The following is a 14,289-nucleotide window of genomic DNA, read 5'->3' as shown; positions in this document are numbered from 1 at the left end:
GGGAGAAAAGTGTGATCAGTCACGCTGCGGTACCGCACGTAAGTCATTGCCACAATGGGTACACCGGTAACGTGTTTCTCCACGCAGCACCCGGTTATGCCGGCGTACGGTCAGCTGGTGCTGGCGGCATGGGCAGGTATAGGCAAAGGTTTTCTGAAGCGAACCGGTATTAAACTGATGTGTCCGCCGGGCGCTGACACCCAGTACCGTTTCCATCATCCACTTCCATTCTTTACCATGAGGCGCCACCCGGCCAAACTCTTTCCAGACCAGCAGATGGGCCAGTTCATGAGGAACGACATCATCGATAAAAGCCTGCTGATTTTCCAGCAACAGCACCGGATTTAAACGAATTTCCCACTGCTGCAGCCAGGCCGTTCCGGCAATCGTACCCCGTTGCTGATAGAGGAGAGCGGGCTCAGCATAGTTTTTCTCAAGCGTGCGGTTTGCAAGCGCCAGATTCTCACGTAAAGAGCGCATAACAGCTTGCTGAAGAGCAATAGGCAGACGGGGAGTTTTCATAGCGGCAGCATAATCGCTGTGCGGGGAGATTTCAATCGGCGGGGCGGGAAGGGGGAAAACCTCCCGGGTAACGGTAACGTTGCCCGGGAGGGAGCGGTGCAGATTAGTCTTTCTGACCGATGGTACGCAGCTTTTTGCCCTGCATCAGATTGCGTTCGATGTGTTCCAGAGAAACGTTCTTCGTTTCCGGGATAAGCCACAGTGTGAGCACAATGAAGAACAGGTTCAGTAAGGCGTACAAGCCAAAGGTCGGTGCATTACCCAGCGAGTTAAGCAGGGTCAGGAAGGTGGCACCGACAATCATATTGGCAATCCAGTTAGTGGTGGTCGAGACGGTGATCCCGAAATCGCGGCCTTTCAGCGGCTGAATTTCAGAACACAGTACCCAAATCAACGGACCGGCGCTCATTGCAAAACCAATGATAAACATCAGCAGCATAGCAATCGCGAAGTACTGCGCCCCGACAGAATGAATACCGAAGTGCAGCATACCGCCAAGGATACCCATACCGGCAGCCATCACGATAAAGCCAAGGATCAGCGTCGGTTTACGACCCCAGCGGTCAACCAGGCCGATGGCAATAAAGGTCGACAGAACGTTAATCAGGCCAACAATTACAGTGCCCCACATCTGTTGATTAGTGTCGGTAAACCCGGCAATTTCAAAGATTTTAGGTGCGTAGTACATGATAACGTTCATACCGGTGAACTGCTGCATGACCTGTAACAGAACGCCAAGATACACCGCACGACGGAAGTTACTGTTGGTTTTGAACAGCGCCCAGCCAGTCTGCTTAACTTTCAGACTTTCACGGATCTCATCCAGCTCACGCTTCGCCTGTTCACTGGTGTCACGCAGACGATCCAGCACCCGTTTGGCATCATGGAAATTCCCTTTGGCCGCCAGCCAGCGGGGGCTGTTCGGCAGGAACATCACACCGACCAGCAGCAATAATGCAGGGATAGTAATGACACCCAGCATCCAGCGCCATGCGCCGCTGTAACTCAGCGCAGTATCGGACAGATAAGCCCCGAGAATACCGATGGTGATCATCAGCTGATACAGTGAAATCATGCTGCCCCTGATTTTCTCAGGTGCGATTTCCGACAAATAAAGTGGTGCGGTATAAGAGGCAATCCCCACCGCCAGACCCAGCAGTACACGGGCTGCAATCAGGATTTCCGGGTTGGCAGCAAACGCAGAGCACAGAGAACCGGCAACAAATAAAATTGCACCGGCCATCAGACTTTTTTTACGGCCCAGTTGTGAAGACATCCAGCCGCTACCGATGGCTCCGATGGCGGCACCAAACATCATGGAGCTGACAATCCACTCCTGCTGATGAGGGGTGACATTGAAATCTTTCGCGATGAAAGGCAGGGCACCGGCAATAACACCGATATCCAGCCCGAACAATAATCCTGCAAGTGCAGCAAGAAAGCAGACGAAGAATGTCATCATCTTGTTTGACGTTCTGCGTTTGTGTGTGTTGCCAGGCATGTTTAGCCTCCGCTGTTAACTATCATTATTGTAGTAATGTTAAAAAAAACTTCCGGATCTGTCAGTGAGCAAGATCACAGTGATGTAATCGATTACATAACATAACCTGCTGAAAGCAATATTTAATTCAGATAACCCACTTTCTGTACCAGGGCTGATGTAAACCCGGACAGAAAAAAATTTCCGGATTATAATCCCGCAGCCGGAACCCAAAGCAACCTATTTTTCACGATGAATATAAATTGTTATAGCCTGAAAAATCCGGGATTGATAGTCGCTTTCAAATGTAACCGTTACCACAAAAGATTTTTAACAAATATTTTGCTGAGATGCGTGGATGAGGGGTAACCATAAATTCCGCAATAGCGATGAGTTCAGGGGGGAAGTGTGTGCAGAACTGAGAAGAGACAGGGCAGAACTCTGCCCTGTCAAAAGCATTACAGACCGGCAGCTTCGCGCAGGGCTTCAGCTTTGTCGGTTTTTTCCCATGGGAAGTGCTCACGGCCAAAGTGACCATAGGCCGCAGTCTCACGGTAAATCGGGTGCAGCAGATCCAGCATCTGAATCAGACCGTATGGACGCAGGTCGAAGAATTCACGTACCAGCAGGGTCAGTTGCTCGGTAGGCACTTTACCGGTACCGAAGGTTTCTACCATGATAGAGGTCGGCTCAGCCACACCGATAGCATAAGAGACCTGGATTTCACAACGGTCAGCCAGGCCGGCGGCGACGATGTTTTTCGCCACATAGCGGGCAGCATAGGCCGCAGAACGGTCAACTTTTGACGGATCTTTACCTGAGAACGCCCCACCACCGTGACGCGCCATACCGCCGTAGGTATCGACGATAATTTTACGACCGGTTAAACCACAGTCACCCATAGGACCGCCGATAACAAAACGACCGGTCGGGTTGATAAAGTATTTGGTTGCGCTGGTCAGCCACTCTTCCGGCAGCACAGGTTTGATGATGGTTTCCATCACCGCTTCCTGCAGCTCTTTTTGACCAATGTCTTCAGCGTGCTGAGTGGACAGAACCACGGCATCGATACCGACAATTTTTCCATCGTCGTACTGGAAAGTGACCTGGCTTTTTGCATCCGGGCGTAACCATGGCAGCGTGCCATCTTTACGGACTTCGGACTGACGCTGCACCAGACGGTGTGCGTAGGTCACCGGAGCTGGCATCAGCACATCGGTTTCGTTGGTGGCATAACCGAACATCAGGCCCTGGTCACCGGCACCCTGTTCCAGCGGGTCGGCACGGTCAACACCCTGGTTGATATCCGGAGACTGTTTACCGATTGCACTCAGTACTGCACAGGAGTTCGCATCGAAGCCCATATCTGAATGAACATAACCGATATCACGGACGGTCTGACGGGTGATATCTTCGATATCGACCCAGGCACTGGTAGTCACTTCACCGCCGACCAGCACCATGCCTGTTTTGACATAGGTTTCGCAAGCTACGCGAGCTTTAGGATCTTGTTCAAGGATGGCATCCAGCACTGCATCAGAGATCTGATCAGCAATTTTATCGGGATGCCCTTCTGATACGGACTCGGATGTAAATAAGTGTTTTGCCATTTGTTCTTTACCTTACTCTATGGTTTCAATTCTACAGCATAGCGAACATCAGCAGTGCTCAGTTTCGCTTCTTCAGACAAAGCCGTGAGCGGTACAGGGTGTGCCTTTCGACACAGGCTGGTATGACACTGCCTGGTGACTAATGAGTGCAGATGGAGATTTATTAGACGGAAAACCATCCGGACGTCTATTTTAGGTCACACCTCCGTGTAAATTCCAGCCCTTTTTTATTATTAACGCTTTCAGGCTTGTAAACTTATGCGGACAGCGTACTGATTTTGAGATAATTTCTTTGCTTTTTAGGGCGGTGGGCGGTATAAACAGCGGCTGCTGTTCCCCCGGGGAACACCGCCCTGTGGCGGCGCGTATTGATGCGGCAATAGTGTCAGGAATACCCGTTTCTGACCTTCACCCTCTGACCGTTTTCCGTATGCAGACAGCATATGTGGAGGTGACAAGACTAATGAACCAGGCCTATACAATTTTTGATGGTTCTTCGCTCTGTTCTGATGCGCTGAGTTCTTACTCTTTTTTTTCTGCGATTTATGCAGTGACCTTCATACTGTCCCGACGACGTTATCCTTTTTGCCCTGTTGATCCTGACACCTGTGCTGGCTGAATGCCGTACGCAGGCCGGGCCTGTTCTCTGTGTTACCGGAGATTTTCTCTCCCTCGTAACTCAGGCCAGTGATCCTATTAATGCCATCGTTCATCCTGACTCTGTGCTATACCTGATGGATGAAATTGCCAATCCGATCAGGAGACGTTTCTCCATGCGGGAAATCAGCCGTTTCACTTTTCAATCTAAAATAGAGGTTCGCAATGTCTGACGACATGAAGACTATTAAGGGTTCGTCAGCAGGCGAACATGGGGAATTGCGCTCAATGCAGGAAGTCGCAATCACTAATTCTGACGCCAGCCGGATGTTAAAAACCTATAACATCGCCTGGTGGGGCAACAACTATTATGACGTCAATGAACTGGGTCATATCAGTGTGTGCCCGAATCCGGATAAGCCGGAGGTCAGGGTTGATCTGGCAAAACTGGTCAAAGAGCGTGAAGCTCAGGGGCAGCGTCTGCCGGCGCTGTTTTGTTTTCCGCAGATCCTGCAACATCGCCTGCGCTCAATCAACGAAGCGTTCCGCCGTGCCCGTGAATCGTTTGGCTACCGTGGCGATTATTTCCTGGTGTATCCCATCAAGGTCAATCAGCACAAGCGCGTTATCGAGTCACTGATCAATTCCGGCGAGCCGCTGGGGCTGGAAGCCGGCTCGAAGGCCGAACTGATGGCAGTACTGGCTCACGCGGGTCAGACACGTTCGGTGATTGTCTGTAACGGTTATAAAGACCGTGAATACATTCGTCTGGCGTTAATCGGCGAAAAACTGGGCCATAAGGTGTATCTGGTTATTGAGAAAATGACCGAAGTTCGTCTGGTTCTCGAAGAAGCTGAGCGCCTGAACGTAACACCGCGTTTGGGGATCCGTGCGCGTCTGGCGTCTCAGGGATCAGGTAAATGGCAGTCGAGCGGCGGCGAAAAATCGAAGTTTGGTCTGTCGGCAACTCAGGTACTGCAGCTGGTGGATATCATGCGTAATGCCGGTCGTCTGGACAGCCTGCAACTGCTGCATTTCCATCTTGGCTCCCAGATGGCCAATATCCGGGATATCTCTACCGGGGTTCGCGAGTCAGCACGTTTTTATGTAGAGCTGGCGAAACTCGGCGTAAACATCAAATGTTTTGATGTCGGCGGCGGCCTCGGCGTTGATTACGAAGGTACCCGTTCCCAGTCAGATTGTTCGGTTAACTACGGCCTGAATGAATACGCCAATAATGTTATCTGGGCGATCGGTGATGCCTGTGACGAACATGGGCTGGAGCATCCGACCGTGATCACGGAATCAGGGCGTGCGGTAACCGCACACCATACGGTTCTGGTGTCTAACATCATCGGTGTGGAGCGCAATGAATTTACTACTCCTCAGGCCCCGGCGGAAGACTCACCTCGTCCGATTATCAGCCTGTGGGAAACCTGGCAGGAGATGCATGAACCGAATGTTCGCCGCTCCCTGCGTGAATGGTTGCATGACAGTCAGATGGACCTGTCTGATATCCACACCGGATATTCGGCCGGCACCTACAGCCTGACCCAGCGTGCCTGGGCTGAGCAGTTGTACCTGAGCATCTGCCATTATACCCGCCAGCACCTGGACCCGAGCAACCGTGCACATCGTCCGATCATTGACGAATTACAGGAGCGGATGGCAGATAAGATCTACGTCAATTTCTCACTGTTCCAGTCCATGCCGGATGCCTGGGGGATCGACCAGTTGTTCCCGGTACTGCCGCTGGAAGGGCTGAATAAGTCTCCGGAACGTCGTGCCGTCCTGCTGGATATTACCTGTGACTCTGATGGCACCATCGATCACTATGTCGACGGTGATGGTATTGCCACCACCATGCCTATGCCGGAATATGATCCGCAAAATCCGCCGATGCTGGGCTTCTTTATGGTCGGTGCGTATCAGGAAATTCTGGGCAATATGCATAACCTGTTCGGTGATACTGAAGCGGTTAACGTGTATGCCTTTGATGACGGTTCAGTGGATGTGGAACTGTCCGATACAGGCGATACCGTGGCTGATATGCTGGAATACGTACAGCTGAATCCGCGTGAATTGCTGGAACTGTTCCAGAAACAGGTGAAAGCCAGCGATATCGAAGAAGAATTACGTGATCAGTTCCTGTCGGAATTTGAAAGTGGTCTTTACGGGTACACCTACCTGGAAGACGAGTAACAACGTCTGCCATGTCTGACGGTTATCACTACGCACGGATAATCATTGCAGAGGTGGCAGCGAAATATCATAATCCGCAAATACCCTTGTGCGTCGGGTTTAACGACACACAAGGGTTTTTTTTCGTCTATACCTGAGCGGATAGCTGAATATCTGATGCCGGTGATCCGTTCACCGGAATGAAAGAGGAAGAGATATGTACCATACCCTGGGTAATCAGTATGACAACTCCCTGGTGTCAAATGCCTTTGGCTTTATGCGGTTCCCGCTGAACTTTCAGCCGTATGACAGCGATGCTGAGTGGGTGATCACTGGCGTTCCTTTCGATGCGGCGACATCCGGCCGTCCCGGCAGCCGTTTAGGCCCCGGAGCCATTCGCCAGATCTCGACCAACCTGGCCTGGGAAGGGTGTCGCTGGCCGTGGGATTTTGACCTGCGTGAGCGTCTGAACGTCGTTGATTGCGGTGATCTGGTCTATGCATTTGGTGATTCCCAGGACATGTCGACCCGCTTACAGGAACATGCCGAAAAATTACTGGCTAACGGCAAACGTATGCTGACCTTCGGCGGCGACCACTACATCTCCCTGCCGCTGCTGCGCGCCCATGCGAAGCATTTCGGTAAGATGGCTCTGGTACATTTTGATGCGCATACCGATACCTATTCAAACGGGCCGACCTTTGACCACGGTACCATGTTCTACCATGCCCCGAATGAAGGGCTGATTGACCCGGATCACTCGGTACAGATTGGTATCCGTACCGAATATGACAAAAATCTGGGCTTCAATGTGTTGGATGCGGCATGGGTCAATGATCAGTCTGTGGGATCCATCCTGGCGGAAATCAAAAAAACTGTCGGTGATCTGCCGGTTTATCTGACCTTTGATATCGATTGCCTGGATCCGGCGCACGCACCGGGCACCGGAACGCCGGTGATTGGCGGGCTGACGTCTGACAAGGCGACGAAGCTGATCCGTGGTCTGCAGGGTATGAATATCGTGGGCATGGATCTGGTGGAAGTCGCGCCAGGCTATGATCATGCGGACCTGACTTCGCTGGCGGCGGCGACGCTGGCTTTAGATATGTTACATGTTCAGGCCGCCAACAAAGCGTAATTACTTGTATCGGAGACCGTATCAGGGGTAAGTTACCTGATACGGATTTAAGAGGAGAATATCATGGGTTTACTGGATGATCTGGTCGGTTCCCTGACCGGCGGGCAGCAAAATAATCTGGGGCAGTTACAGGCTGTCTGGAACTGGGTACAGGAGCAGGGCGGTGTGGAAGTTCTGATCCAGAAATTCCAGCAGGGCGGACTGGGCGAAATCCTGTCGACCTGGCTGAGCAATGGCGCGAATCAGTCTGTCAGCAGTGATGACATTAAGTCAGCACTCAGCAGCCAGGACTTAGAGTCTCTGGCCGGCAAACTGGGGACCGACGTTGACGGTGCCTCCGGCGTTCTGTCTAAAATCCTGCCGGAACTGATGGATAAAATTTCTCCGCAAGGTGAAGTTCATCCGGAAGCCACAGGCACTAACAGTTCGCCTGACCTGGGCTCTCTGGTCGCCAGCATCTTCAAAAGCTAATTCCTGACATTCGCTCAGGTACACCGGCAGAACCGTCAGGACTGCCGGTTTTTTTATCCTTTCTGTTCAAAAAGCACTCACCCCTGTTCCCCACTAAAAAATGGTGCTTACGGACAAGGAAAATTGTCTTTCCCCGCAAGGGGGTAGCATAATCTTTTGCGATCACCGCTTCCGGTAAACACTCTGAGGGTTTATCCCAGCCAGCCAGCCCTCCGGGTCGCACAATTCGCCCGTCATAGCATATACTTTTGCCCCGTTTTTCATGTACATTGAAGGACGACTGTTTTTCCGCCTTGCCTGTTAATTGTTGATTTTCAATGCATTGGTAAAGGGAAGGCCATTATCCGATCTGGAGTTTAAGCATGCCCTCTCATAAAGAACTCGCGAATGCTATTCGTGCCCTCAGTATGGATGCCGTACAAAAAGCCAAATCCGGTCACCCGGGTGCCCCGATGGGCATGGCTGATATTGCCGAAGTGTTATGGCGTGATTTCCTGAACCATAACCCGCAGAACCCGTCCTGGGCCGATCGTGACCGTTTTGTCCTGTCTAACGGCCACGGTTCCATGCTGATTTACAGCCTGCTGCACCTCACCGGGTATGATCTGCCGATTCAGGAACTGGAAAACTTCCGCCAGCTCCATTCCCGTACCCCGGGTCACCCGGAATACGGCTACACCCCGGGCGTGGAAACCACCACCGGTCCGCTGGGGCAGGGTATTGCCAATGCCGTCGGTTTTGCCATTGCTGAGCGCACACTGGCTGCCCAGTTTAACCGTCCGGGCCACGATATCGTCGACCACTACACCTACGCGTTTATGGGTGATGGCTGCATGATGGAAGGGATCTCTCACGAGGCCTGTTCACTGGCCGGTACTCTGAAACTGGGTAAACTGATCGCTTTCTATGACGACAACGGCATTTCCATCGACGGTCACACCGATGGCTGGTTTACCGACGACACCGGTATGCGTTTCGAAGCCTATAACTGGCATGTGATCCGCGGTATCGACGGCCACGACCATGACGCAATCCGCCGTGCGGTGGAAGAAGCACGCAGCGTAACCGACAAACCGTCACTGCTGATTTGCAAAACCGTGATCGGTTTCGGTTCGCCGAACAAAGCCGGCACCCACGATTCTCACGGCGCCCCGCTGGGTGACGAGGAAATTGCACTGACCCGTAAACAACTGGGCTGGAACTACGCACCGTTTGAAATCCCTGACGATATTTATGCGGCCTGGGATGCCAAAAATGCCGGTTCTGAGAAAGAGCAGGCGTGGGATAAGAAATTTGCTGCCTACCAGCAGGCTTTCCCGGCGCTGGCTCAGGAATTTGTCCGTCGTACCCGTGACAAACTGCCGGAAAACTGGCAGGAAGAGTCACAGAAATATATCGAACAGTTGCAGGCAAACCCGGCGAACATCGCCAGCCGTAAAGCCTCACAGAATGCGATTGAAGCGTTTGGTAAACTGCTGCCGGAATACCTGGGCGGTTCAGCGGACCTGGCCCCGAGCAACCTGACGATGTGGTCCGGCTCTAAACCGATTAACGAAGATGCCGCAGGTAACTATATCCATTACGGTGTGCGTGAATTCGGAATGACCGCGGTGGCGAACGGTATCTCCCTGCATGGCGGCTTCCTGCCTTACACCGCAACCTTCCTGATGTTTGTGGAATATGCACGTAATGCTGCGCGTATGGCAGCCCTGATGAAAATCCGTCAGGTGCTGGTCTATACCCATGACTCTATCGGTCTGGGTGAAGACGGTCCGACTCACCAGCCGGTCGAGCAGCTGGCCAGCCTGCGTACGACTCCGAACATGAGCACCTGGCGTCCGTGTGACCAGGTGGAATCTGCGGTGGCCTGGAAATACGCTATTGAACGTCAGGACGGCCCGACCGCACTGATCTTCTCCCGTCAGAACCTGGCGCAGCAGCCACGCAGTGCAGAGCAGCTGGCGAACGTGGCCCGCGGCGGATATGTACTGAAAGACTGTGACGGCCAGCCGGAACTGATCCTGATTGCCACCGGTTCGGAAGTCTCTCTGGCCGTCGCGGCGGCAGAGCAGCTGAGCGGACAGGGCCGTAAAGTCCGTGTTGTTTCGATGCCGTCAACGGATGCCTTTGATAAGCAGGATGCGGCTTACCGTGAATCGGTACTGCCGGCGGCAGTCACCGCCCGTGTGGCTATCGAGGCAGCTATCGCTGACTTCTGGTACAAATATACCGGCCTGAACGGTGCAATTGTCGGTATGACCAGCTTCGGTGAGTCAGCGCCGGCGGATCTGCTGTTTAAAGAGTTCGGCTTCACCGTAGAGAATGTAGTGGCGAAAGCTAACGCTCTGCTGTAATCCGGTCCTTTGACAGGTCTGTAAGTGAACAGCATGGCGGGAAACTGCCATGCTTTTTTTTCAGGTTACGGAACGGGAAAGATGAACTGAGATGTGCTTTTTATGCACAGCTGACAGTTAAAAATGTGAGTTTGATCGAATAATTAGAATTGCAGTTGATCTCAGTCATTCCCGTGTGACATCGCATGATTTATTCTCAGCTGAAGCGTTTCAGTTGGGGTTCTGTAGCGGCAATAGTGTCCGGTCTGTCGTTGCGCTAACGCGTTGAGGTGACAGGGATCGCTGTATTCCGTAACCACCGGCACAGAAATAATGGTAGTGACATGACCCTGAGAATTGCGATTAATGGTTTTGGACGTATTGGCCGTAGCGTATTGCGCGCACTGTACGAAAGCGGCCGGCATACGGATATTTCAGTCGTAGCCATTAATGAACTGGCCGACAATGAAGGGATTGCCCATCTTCTGAAATATGACACCACGCATGGTCGCTTTGCTTATGAGGTACGGCTGGAAGAGGATGTGCTACGGGTAGGGCGTGATCCTATCCGCCTGTTACATCAGCCTCAGATAGCCTCTCTTCCCTGGCGGGAACTGGACGTTGATATTGTACTGGACTGCACCGGGCACTATGGCAGCCGAGCGGATGGCGAGGCACACCTTGCAGCCGGTGCTAAAAAAGTGCTGTTTTCACACCCGGGCGGGAATTCTCTGGATGCGACCGTGGTGTATGGTGTGAACCACCATGAACTGAAAGAAAGCGACCGGATAGTCTCAAATGCGTCCTGTACCACAAATTGTATCATCCCGGTGATTAAACTACTGGATGATGCCTTCAGGATTGTATCGGGTACCGTCACGACTATCCATTCATCCATGCATGATCAACAGGTTCTGGATGCCTATCATACCGATTTGCGCCGGACCCGGGCAGCCAGCCAGTCGATCATACCGGTAGACACCAAACTGGCGGCCGGGATCACGCGGATATTTCCTCAGTTTGCGGATCGGTTTGAGGCTATTGCCGTGAGGGTGCCGGTGATCAATGTGACGGCTATCGACCTCAGTGTTACCCTGGAAATACCGGTGACTGCGGCCAAAGTTAACGAGGTTTTGCAAAACGGAGCACAGGGAATATTTCGTGGTATAGTCGACTATACCGAACTACCCTTGGTTTCTGTTGATTTTAACCACGATCCGCACAGTGCCATCGTCGATGGTACTCAGACACGGGTCAGTGGTCAGCACCTGGTGAAAACCCTGGTGTGGTGCGATAACGAATGGGGCTTTGCTAACCGGATGCTGGACACCACCTTAGCAATGTCTGCAGGTAATTTCAGGTAAGGCGTGATAGCGCCTGACAAACTTACGAGAATCAATAAGAGGATTCACCATGTCTGTAATTAAAATGACCGATCTGGATCTTGCAGGTAAACGTGTACTGATTCGTGCTGACTTGAACGTACCGGTGAAAGACGGAAAAGTTACGTCAGATGCCCGTATCCGTGCATCATTACCGACCATTGAATCTGCACTGAAGCAGGGTGCTAAAGTCATGGTGACCTCTCACCTCGGTCGCCCGGTAGAAGGCGAATATAACGAAGAGTTTTCTTTGCTGCCGGTGGTGAATTACCTGAAAGATAAACTGAACGGTACCAATGTCACGTTGGCAAAAGACTATCTGGACGGCGTATCTGTGGAAAGCGGCGAACTGGTTGTGCTGGAAAACGTCCGTTTCAACAAAGGCGAGAAAAAAGATGACGAAGTGCTGGCGAAGAAATATGCCGCACTGTGTGATGTTTTTGTGATGGATGCTTTTGGTACCGCGCACCGTGCTCAGGCCTCTACCCACGGTGTAGGTAAATTCGCCCCTATCGCGTGTGCCGGCCCGCTGTTATCCGCAGAGCTGGAAGCATTAGGTAAAGCGATGAGCAACCCGGCACGTCCGATGGTTGCTGTGGTGGGTGGGTCTAAAGTTTCAACGAAGTTTGATGTCCTGCAGTCACTGGTGGGCATTGCGGATACCGTGATTGTCGGCGGGGGTATCGCAAATACTTTTGTGGCTATTGACAACAATGTCGGTAAATCACTGTATGAGCCGGACTTCGTGGAAGCGGCGAAAAAACTGCGTGATCAACATGGGATCCCGGTACCGACGGACTCCCGCGTAGGTACTGAATTCTCTGAAACGGCACCTGCAACCGTGAAAAAAGTTAACGAAATTCGTGATGATGAAGAGATCATGGACTTTGGCGACGAAACGGCACAGGCAATGGCCGCTATCCTGAAAGGCGCGAAGACGATCCTGTGGAATGGTCCGGTAGGGGTATTTGAATTCCCTAACTTCCGTAAAGGCACCGAAATCGTTGCTAATGCCATTGCAGACAGCGAAGCATTCTCTGTTGCCGGTGGCGGTGATACGCTGGCGGCCATCGATTTGTTCGGTATCGAAGATAAAATTTCTTATATCTCTACCGGCGGTGGTGCTTTCCTCGAATTTGTTGAAGGTAAAAAATTACCGGCAGTTGCCATGCTTGAAGAGCGTGCAAAACAGTAATTCTGCGACGGTGTACCCGGCAGGGGCCGGGCGCATCGAGTTTAGCCCGGCTAACGGGCATCCGTTTACGGCCAACGAAACAGGACAATGTCATGTCTAAAATTTTTGATTTCGTAAAACCTGGTGTAGTTACTGGCGAAGATGTTCAGAAAATCTTCCAGGTCGCTAAAGAGAATCATTTTGCACTGCCTGCAGTAAACTGTGTCGGCAGCGACTCCATCAATGCGGTACTGGAAACTGCGGCGAAAGTGAAAGCGCCGGTAATTGTTCAGTTCTCTAACGGTGGTGCTGCATTTATTGCCGGTAAAGGCTATAAGTCTGACAAACCGCAGGCTGCGGCTATCATGGGTGCTATCGCGGGTGCACACCATGTGCATCTGATGGCTGAAGCGTACGGTGTACCGGTTATTCTGCACACTGACCACTGTGCCAAAAAACTGCTGCCATGGATCGACGGTCTGCTGGATGCCGGTGAAGCGCATTTCGCCAAAACCGGTAAGCCTCTGTTCTCTTCTCACATGATCGACCTGTCAGAACAGTCACTGGAAGAAAACATCGAAATCAGCAGCAAATACCTGGCTCGCATGGCGAAAATGGGTATGACTCTGGAAATCGAACTGGGTTGTACCGGCGGTGAAGAAGACGGCGTTGATAACTCGCACCTCGATAACTCAGCTCTGTATACCCAGCCTGAAGATGTTGATTACGCATACCGTAAACTGAACGAGATCAGCCCTAATTTCACTATCGCAGCTTCTTTCGGTAACGTGCATGGGGTGTACAAACCTGGTAATGTTCAGCTGACGCCAAAAATTCTGCGTAATTCACAGGATTATGTCAGCGAAAAACATGGCCTGCCGCACAACGCGCTGAACTTTGTTTTCCACGGAGGCTCCGGTTCTTCTGCTGAAGAGATCAAAGAAGCTATCGGCTATGGCGTGATCAAAATGAATATCGATACCGATACCCAATGGGCGACCTGGGACGGTATTCTGCAGTACTACAAAAAGAACGAAGGTTATCTGCAGTCTCAGTTGGGCAACCCTGAGGGTGACGATAAACCGAACAAAAAATACTATGATCCACGTGCCTGGCTGCGTGCAGCGCAGAGCTCAATGGTAGTTCGCCTGGAACAGGCATTCCATGAGCTGAATGCGATTGATCGTCTGTAAGCCCCACTGAGGGGAAAGAGGCCCGCATTATAGCGGGCCTTTTTTATTGCCATCGTGTCAGGCTGAGTGCCTTGCAGCAAGGCGAACGGAATATTCACCGAGCTGACACAAACAAATTATCCTGTTTCCCGTGTATCCGCTCTGAGCAGGTTCCGCCCGCCATATGCACAGTAGTTTCAGTTGCCGCATGGCGGCGGCCGGGTTAAGG

General features: G+C 52.0%; 10 protein-coding genes. 7 read left to right on the top strand and 3 right to left on the bottom strand.

Going from position 1 to position 14,289, the window contains the following annotated elements; all coding sequences use genetic code 11:
* Window positions 1-15: 15 nt before the first annotated feature.
* From GTPT_RS15865 to metK, 3 genes are all read right to left on the bottom strand, one after another.
* Entirely contained in the window at window positions 16-522 is a 507-nt protein-coding gene (locus GTPT_RS15865; protein ID WP_025902740.1) for a SprT family zinc-dependent metalloprotease, read from the bottom strand.
* A gap of 103 nt (window positions 523-625) precedes the next feature.
* Window positions 626-2,023 carry a sugar porter family MFS transporter gene (locus GTPT_RS15860; RefSeq protein ID WP_025902739.1) on the bottom strand — a complete coding sequence of 466 codons (1,398 nt, stop codon included), beginning with the start codon at window positions 2,021-2,023 and terminating at the stop codon, window positions 626-628.
* A gap of 437 nt (window positions 2,024-2,460) precedes the next feature.
* The gene (gene metK / locus GTPT_RS15855) at window positions 2,461-3,612 is read right to left on the bottom strand and encodes a methionine adenosyltransferase (RefSeq protein ID WP_025902738.1); all 1,152 of its coding nucleotides are present in this window, start codon (window positions 3,610-3,612) and stop codon (window positions 2,461-2,463) included.
* Between the two features lie 822 nt (window positions 3,613-4,434).
* On the opposite strand from metK, the gene speA reads away from it, so the two are divergent.
* The 7 genes from speA to fbaA all read left to right on the top strand — a co-directional run bounded on the left by speA (window position 4,435) and on the right by fbaA (window position 14,081).
* A complete protein-coding gene (speA, locus tag GTPT_RS15850; protein ID WP_038011803.1) occupies window positions 4,435-6,411 on the top strand; it encodes a biosynthetic arginine decarboxylase in 1,977 nt (658 codons plus the stop codon).
* A gap of 196 nt (window positions 6,412-6,607) precedes the next feature.
* On the top strand, window positions 6,608-7,528 hold the full coding sequence (speB, locus tag GTPT_RS15845) for an agmatinase (protein ID WP_029991404.1): 921 nt from the start codon (window positions 6,608-6,610) through the stop codon (window positions 7,526-7,528).
* A 63-nt stretch (window positions 7,529-7,591) separates the two neighbouring features.
* Window positions 7,592-7,999 (top strand): YidB family protein, encoded by a 408-nt coding sequence (locus tag GTPT_RS15840; RefSeq protein ID WP_025902735.1) that lies wholly within the window; start codon window positions 7,592-7,594, stop codon window positions 7,997-7,999.
* Window positions 8,000-8,361: 362 nt separating this feature from the next.
* Complete coding sequence (gene tkt, locus GTPT_RS15835; RefSeq protein WP_029991403.1) at window positions 8,362-10,353, top strand: transketolase; 1,992 nt, start codon at window positions 8,362-8,364, stop codon at window positions 10,351-10,353.
* 323 nt (window positions 10,354-10,676) lie between these two features.
* Window positions 10,677-11,696, top strand: coding sequence for an erythrose-4-phosphate dehydrogenase (gene epd, locus GTPT_RS15830; RefSeq protein WP_025902733.1), 1,020 nt, complete (start codon window positions 10,677-10,679; stop codon window positions 11,694-11,696).
* A 49-nt stretch (window positions 11,697-11,745) separates the two neighbouring features.
* Window positions 11,746-12,909, top strand: coding sequence for a phosphoglycerate kinase (gene pgk / locus GTPT_RS15825; RefSeq protein WP_025902732.1), 1,164 nt, complete (start codon window positions 11,746-11,748; stop codon window positions 12,907-12,909).
* A 92-nt stretch (window positions 12,910-13,001) separates the two neighbouring features.
* Window positions 13,002-14,081 (top strand): class II fructose-bisphosphate aldolase, encoded by a 1,080-nt coding sequence (fbaA, locus tag GTPT_RS15820; RefSeq protein WP_025902731.1) that lies wholly within the window; start codon window positions 13,002-13,004, stop codon window positions 14,079-14,081.
* Window positions 14,082-14,289: the final 208 nt, after the last annotated feature.

It is taken from the genome of Tatumella ptyseos ATCC 33301 (genome assembly GCF_000735525.1).
In the GTDB taxonomy this organism is placed as follows: Bacteria; Pseudomonadota; Gammaproteobacteria; order Enterobacterales; family Enterobacteriaceae; genus Tatumella; species Tatumella ptyseos.
The sequence above is the reverse complement of the archived record's forward strand: the minus strand, read 5'-3'. Positions and strand labels throughout refer to the sequence as shown.

Bases quoted from the DNA above. Each gene is read 5' to 3' on its own strand.
- GTPT_RS15865 (WP_025902740.1), bottom strand. From the start codon at position 522: ATGAAAACTCCCCGTCTGCCTATTGCTCTTCAGCAAGCTGTTATGCGC.
- GTPT_RS15860 (WP_025902739.1), bottom strand. From the start codon at position 2,023: ATGCCTGGCAACACACACAAACGCAGAACGTCAAACAAGATGATGACA.
- metK (WP_025902738.1), bottom strand. From the start codon at position 3,612: ATGGCAAAACACTTATTTACATCCGAGTCCGTATCAGAAGGGCATCCC.
- speA (WP_038011803.1), top strand. From the start codon at position 4,435: ATGTCTGACGACATGAAGACTATTAAGGGTTCGTCAGCAGGCGAACAT.
- speB (WP_029991404.1), top strand. From the start codon at position 6,608: ATGTACCATACCCTGGGTAATCAGTATGACAACTCCCTGGTGTCAAAT.
- GTPT_RS15840 (WP_025902735.1), top strand. From the start codon at position 7,592: ATGGGTTTACTGGATGATCTGGTCGGTTCCCTGACCGGCGGGCAGCAA.
- tkt (WP_029991403.1), top strand. From the start codon at position 8,362: ATGCCCTCTCATAAAGAACTCGCGAATGCTATTCGTGCCCTCAGTATG.
- epd (WP_025902733.1), top strand. From the start codon at position 10,677: ATGACCCTGAGAATTGCGATTAATGGTTTTGGACGTATTGGCCGTAGC.
- pgk (WP_025902732.1), top strand. From the start codon at position 11,746: ATGTCTGTAATTAAAATGACCGATCTGGATCTTGCAGGTAAACGTGTA.
- fbaA (WP_025902731.1), top strand. From the start codon at position 13,002: ATGTCTAAAATTTTTGATTTCGTAAAACCTGGTGTAGTTACTGGCGAA.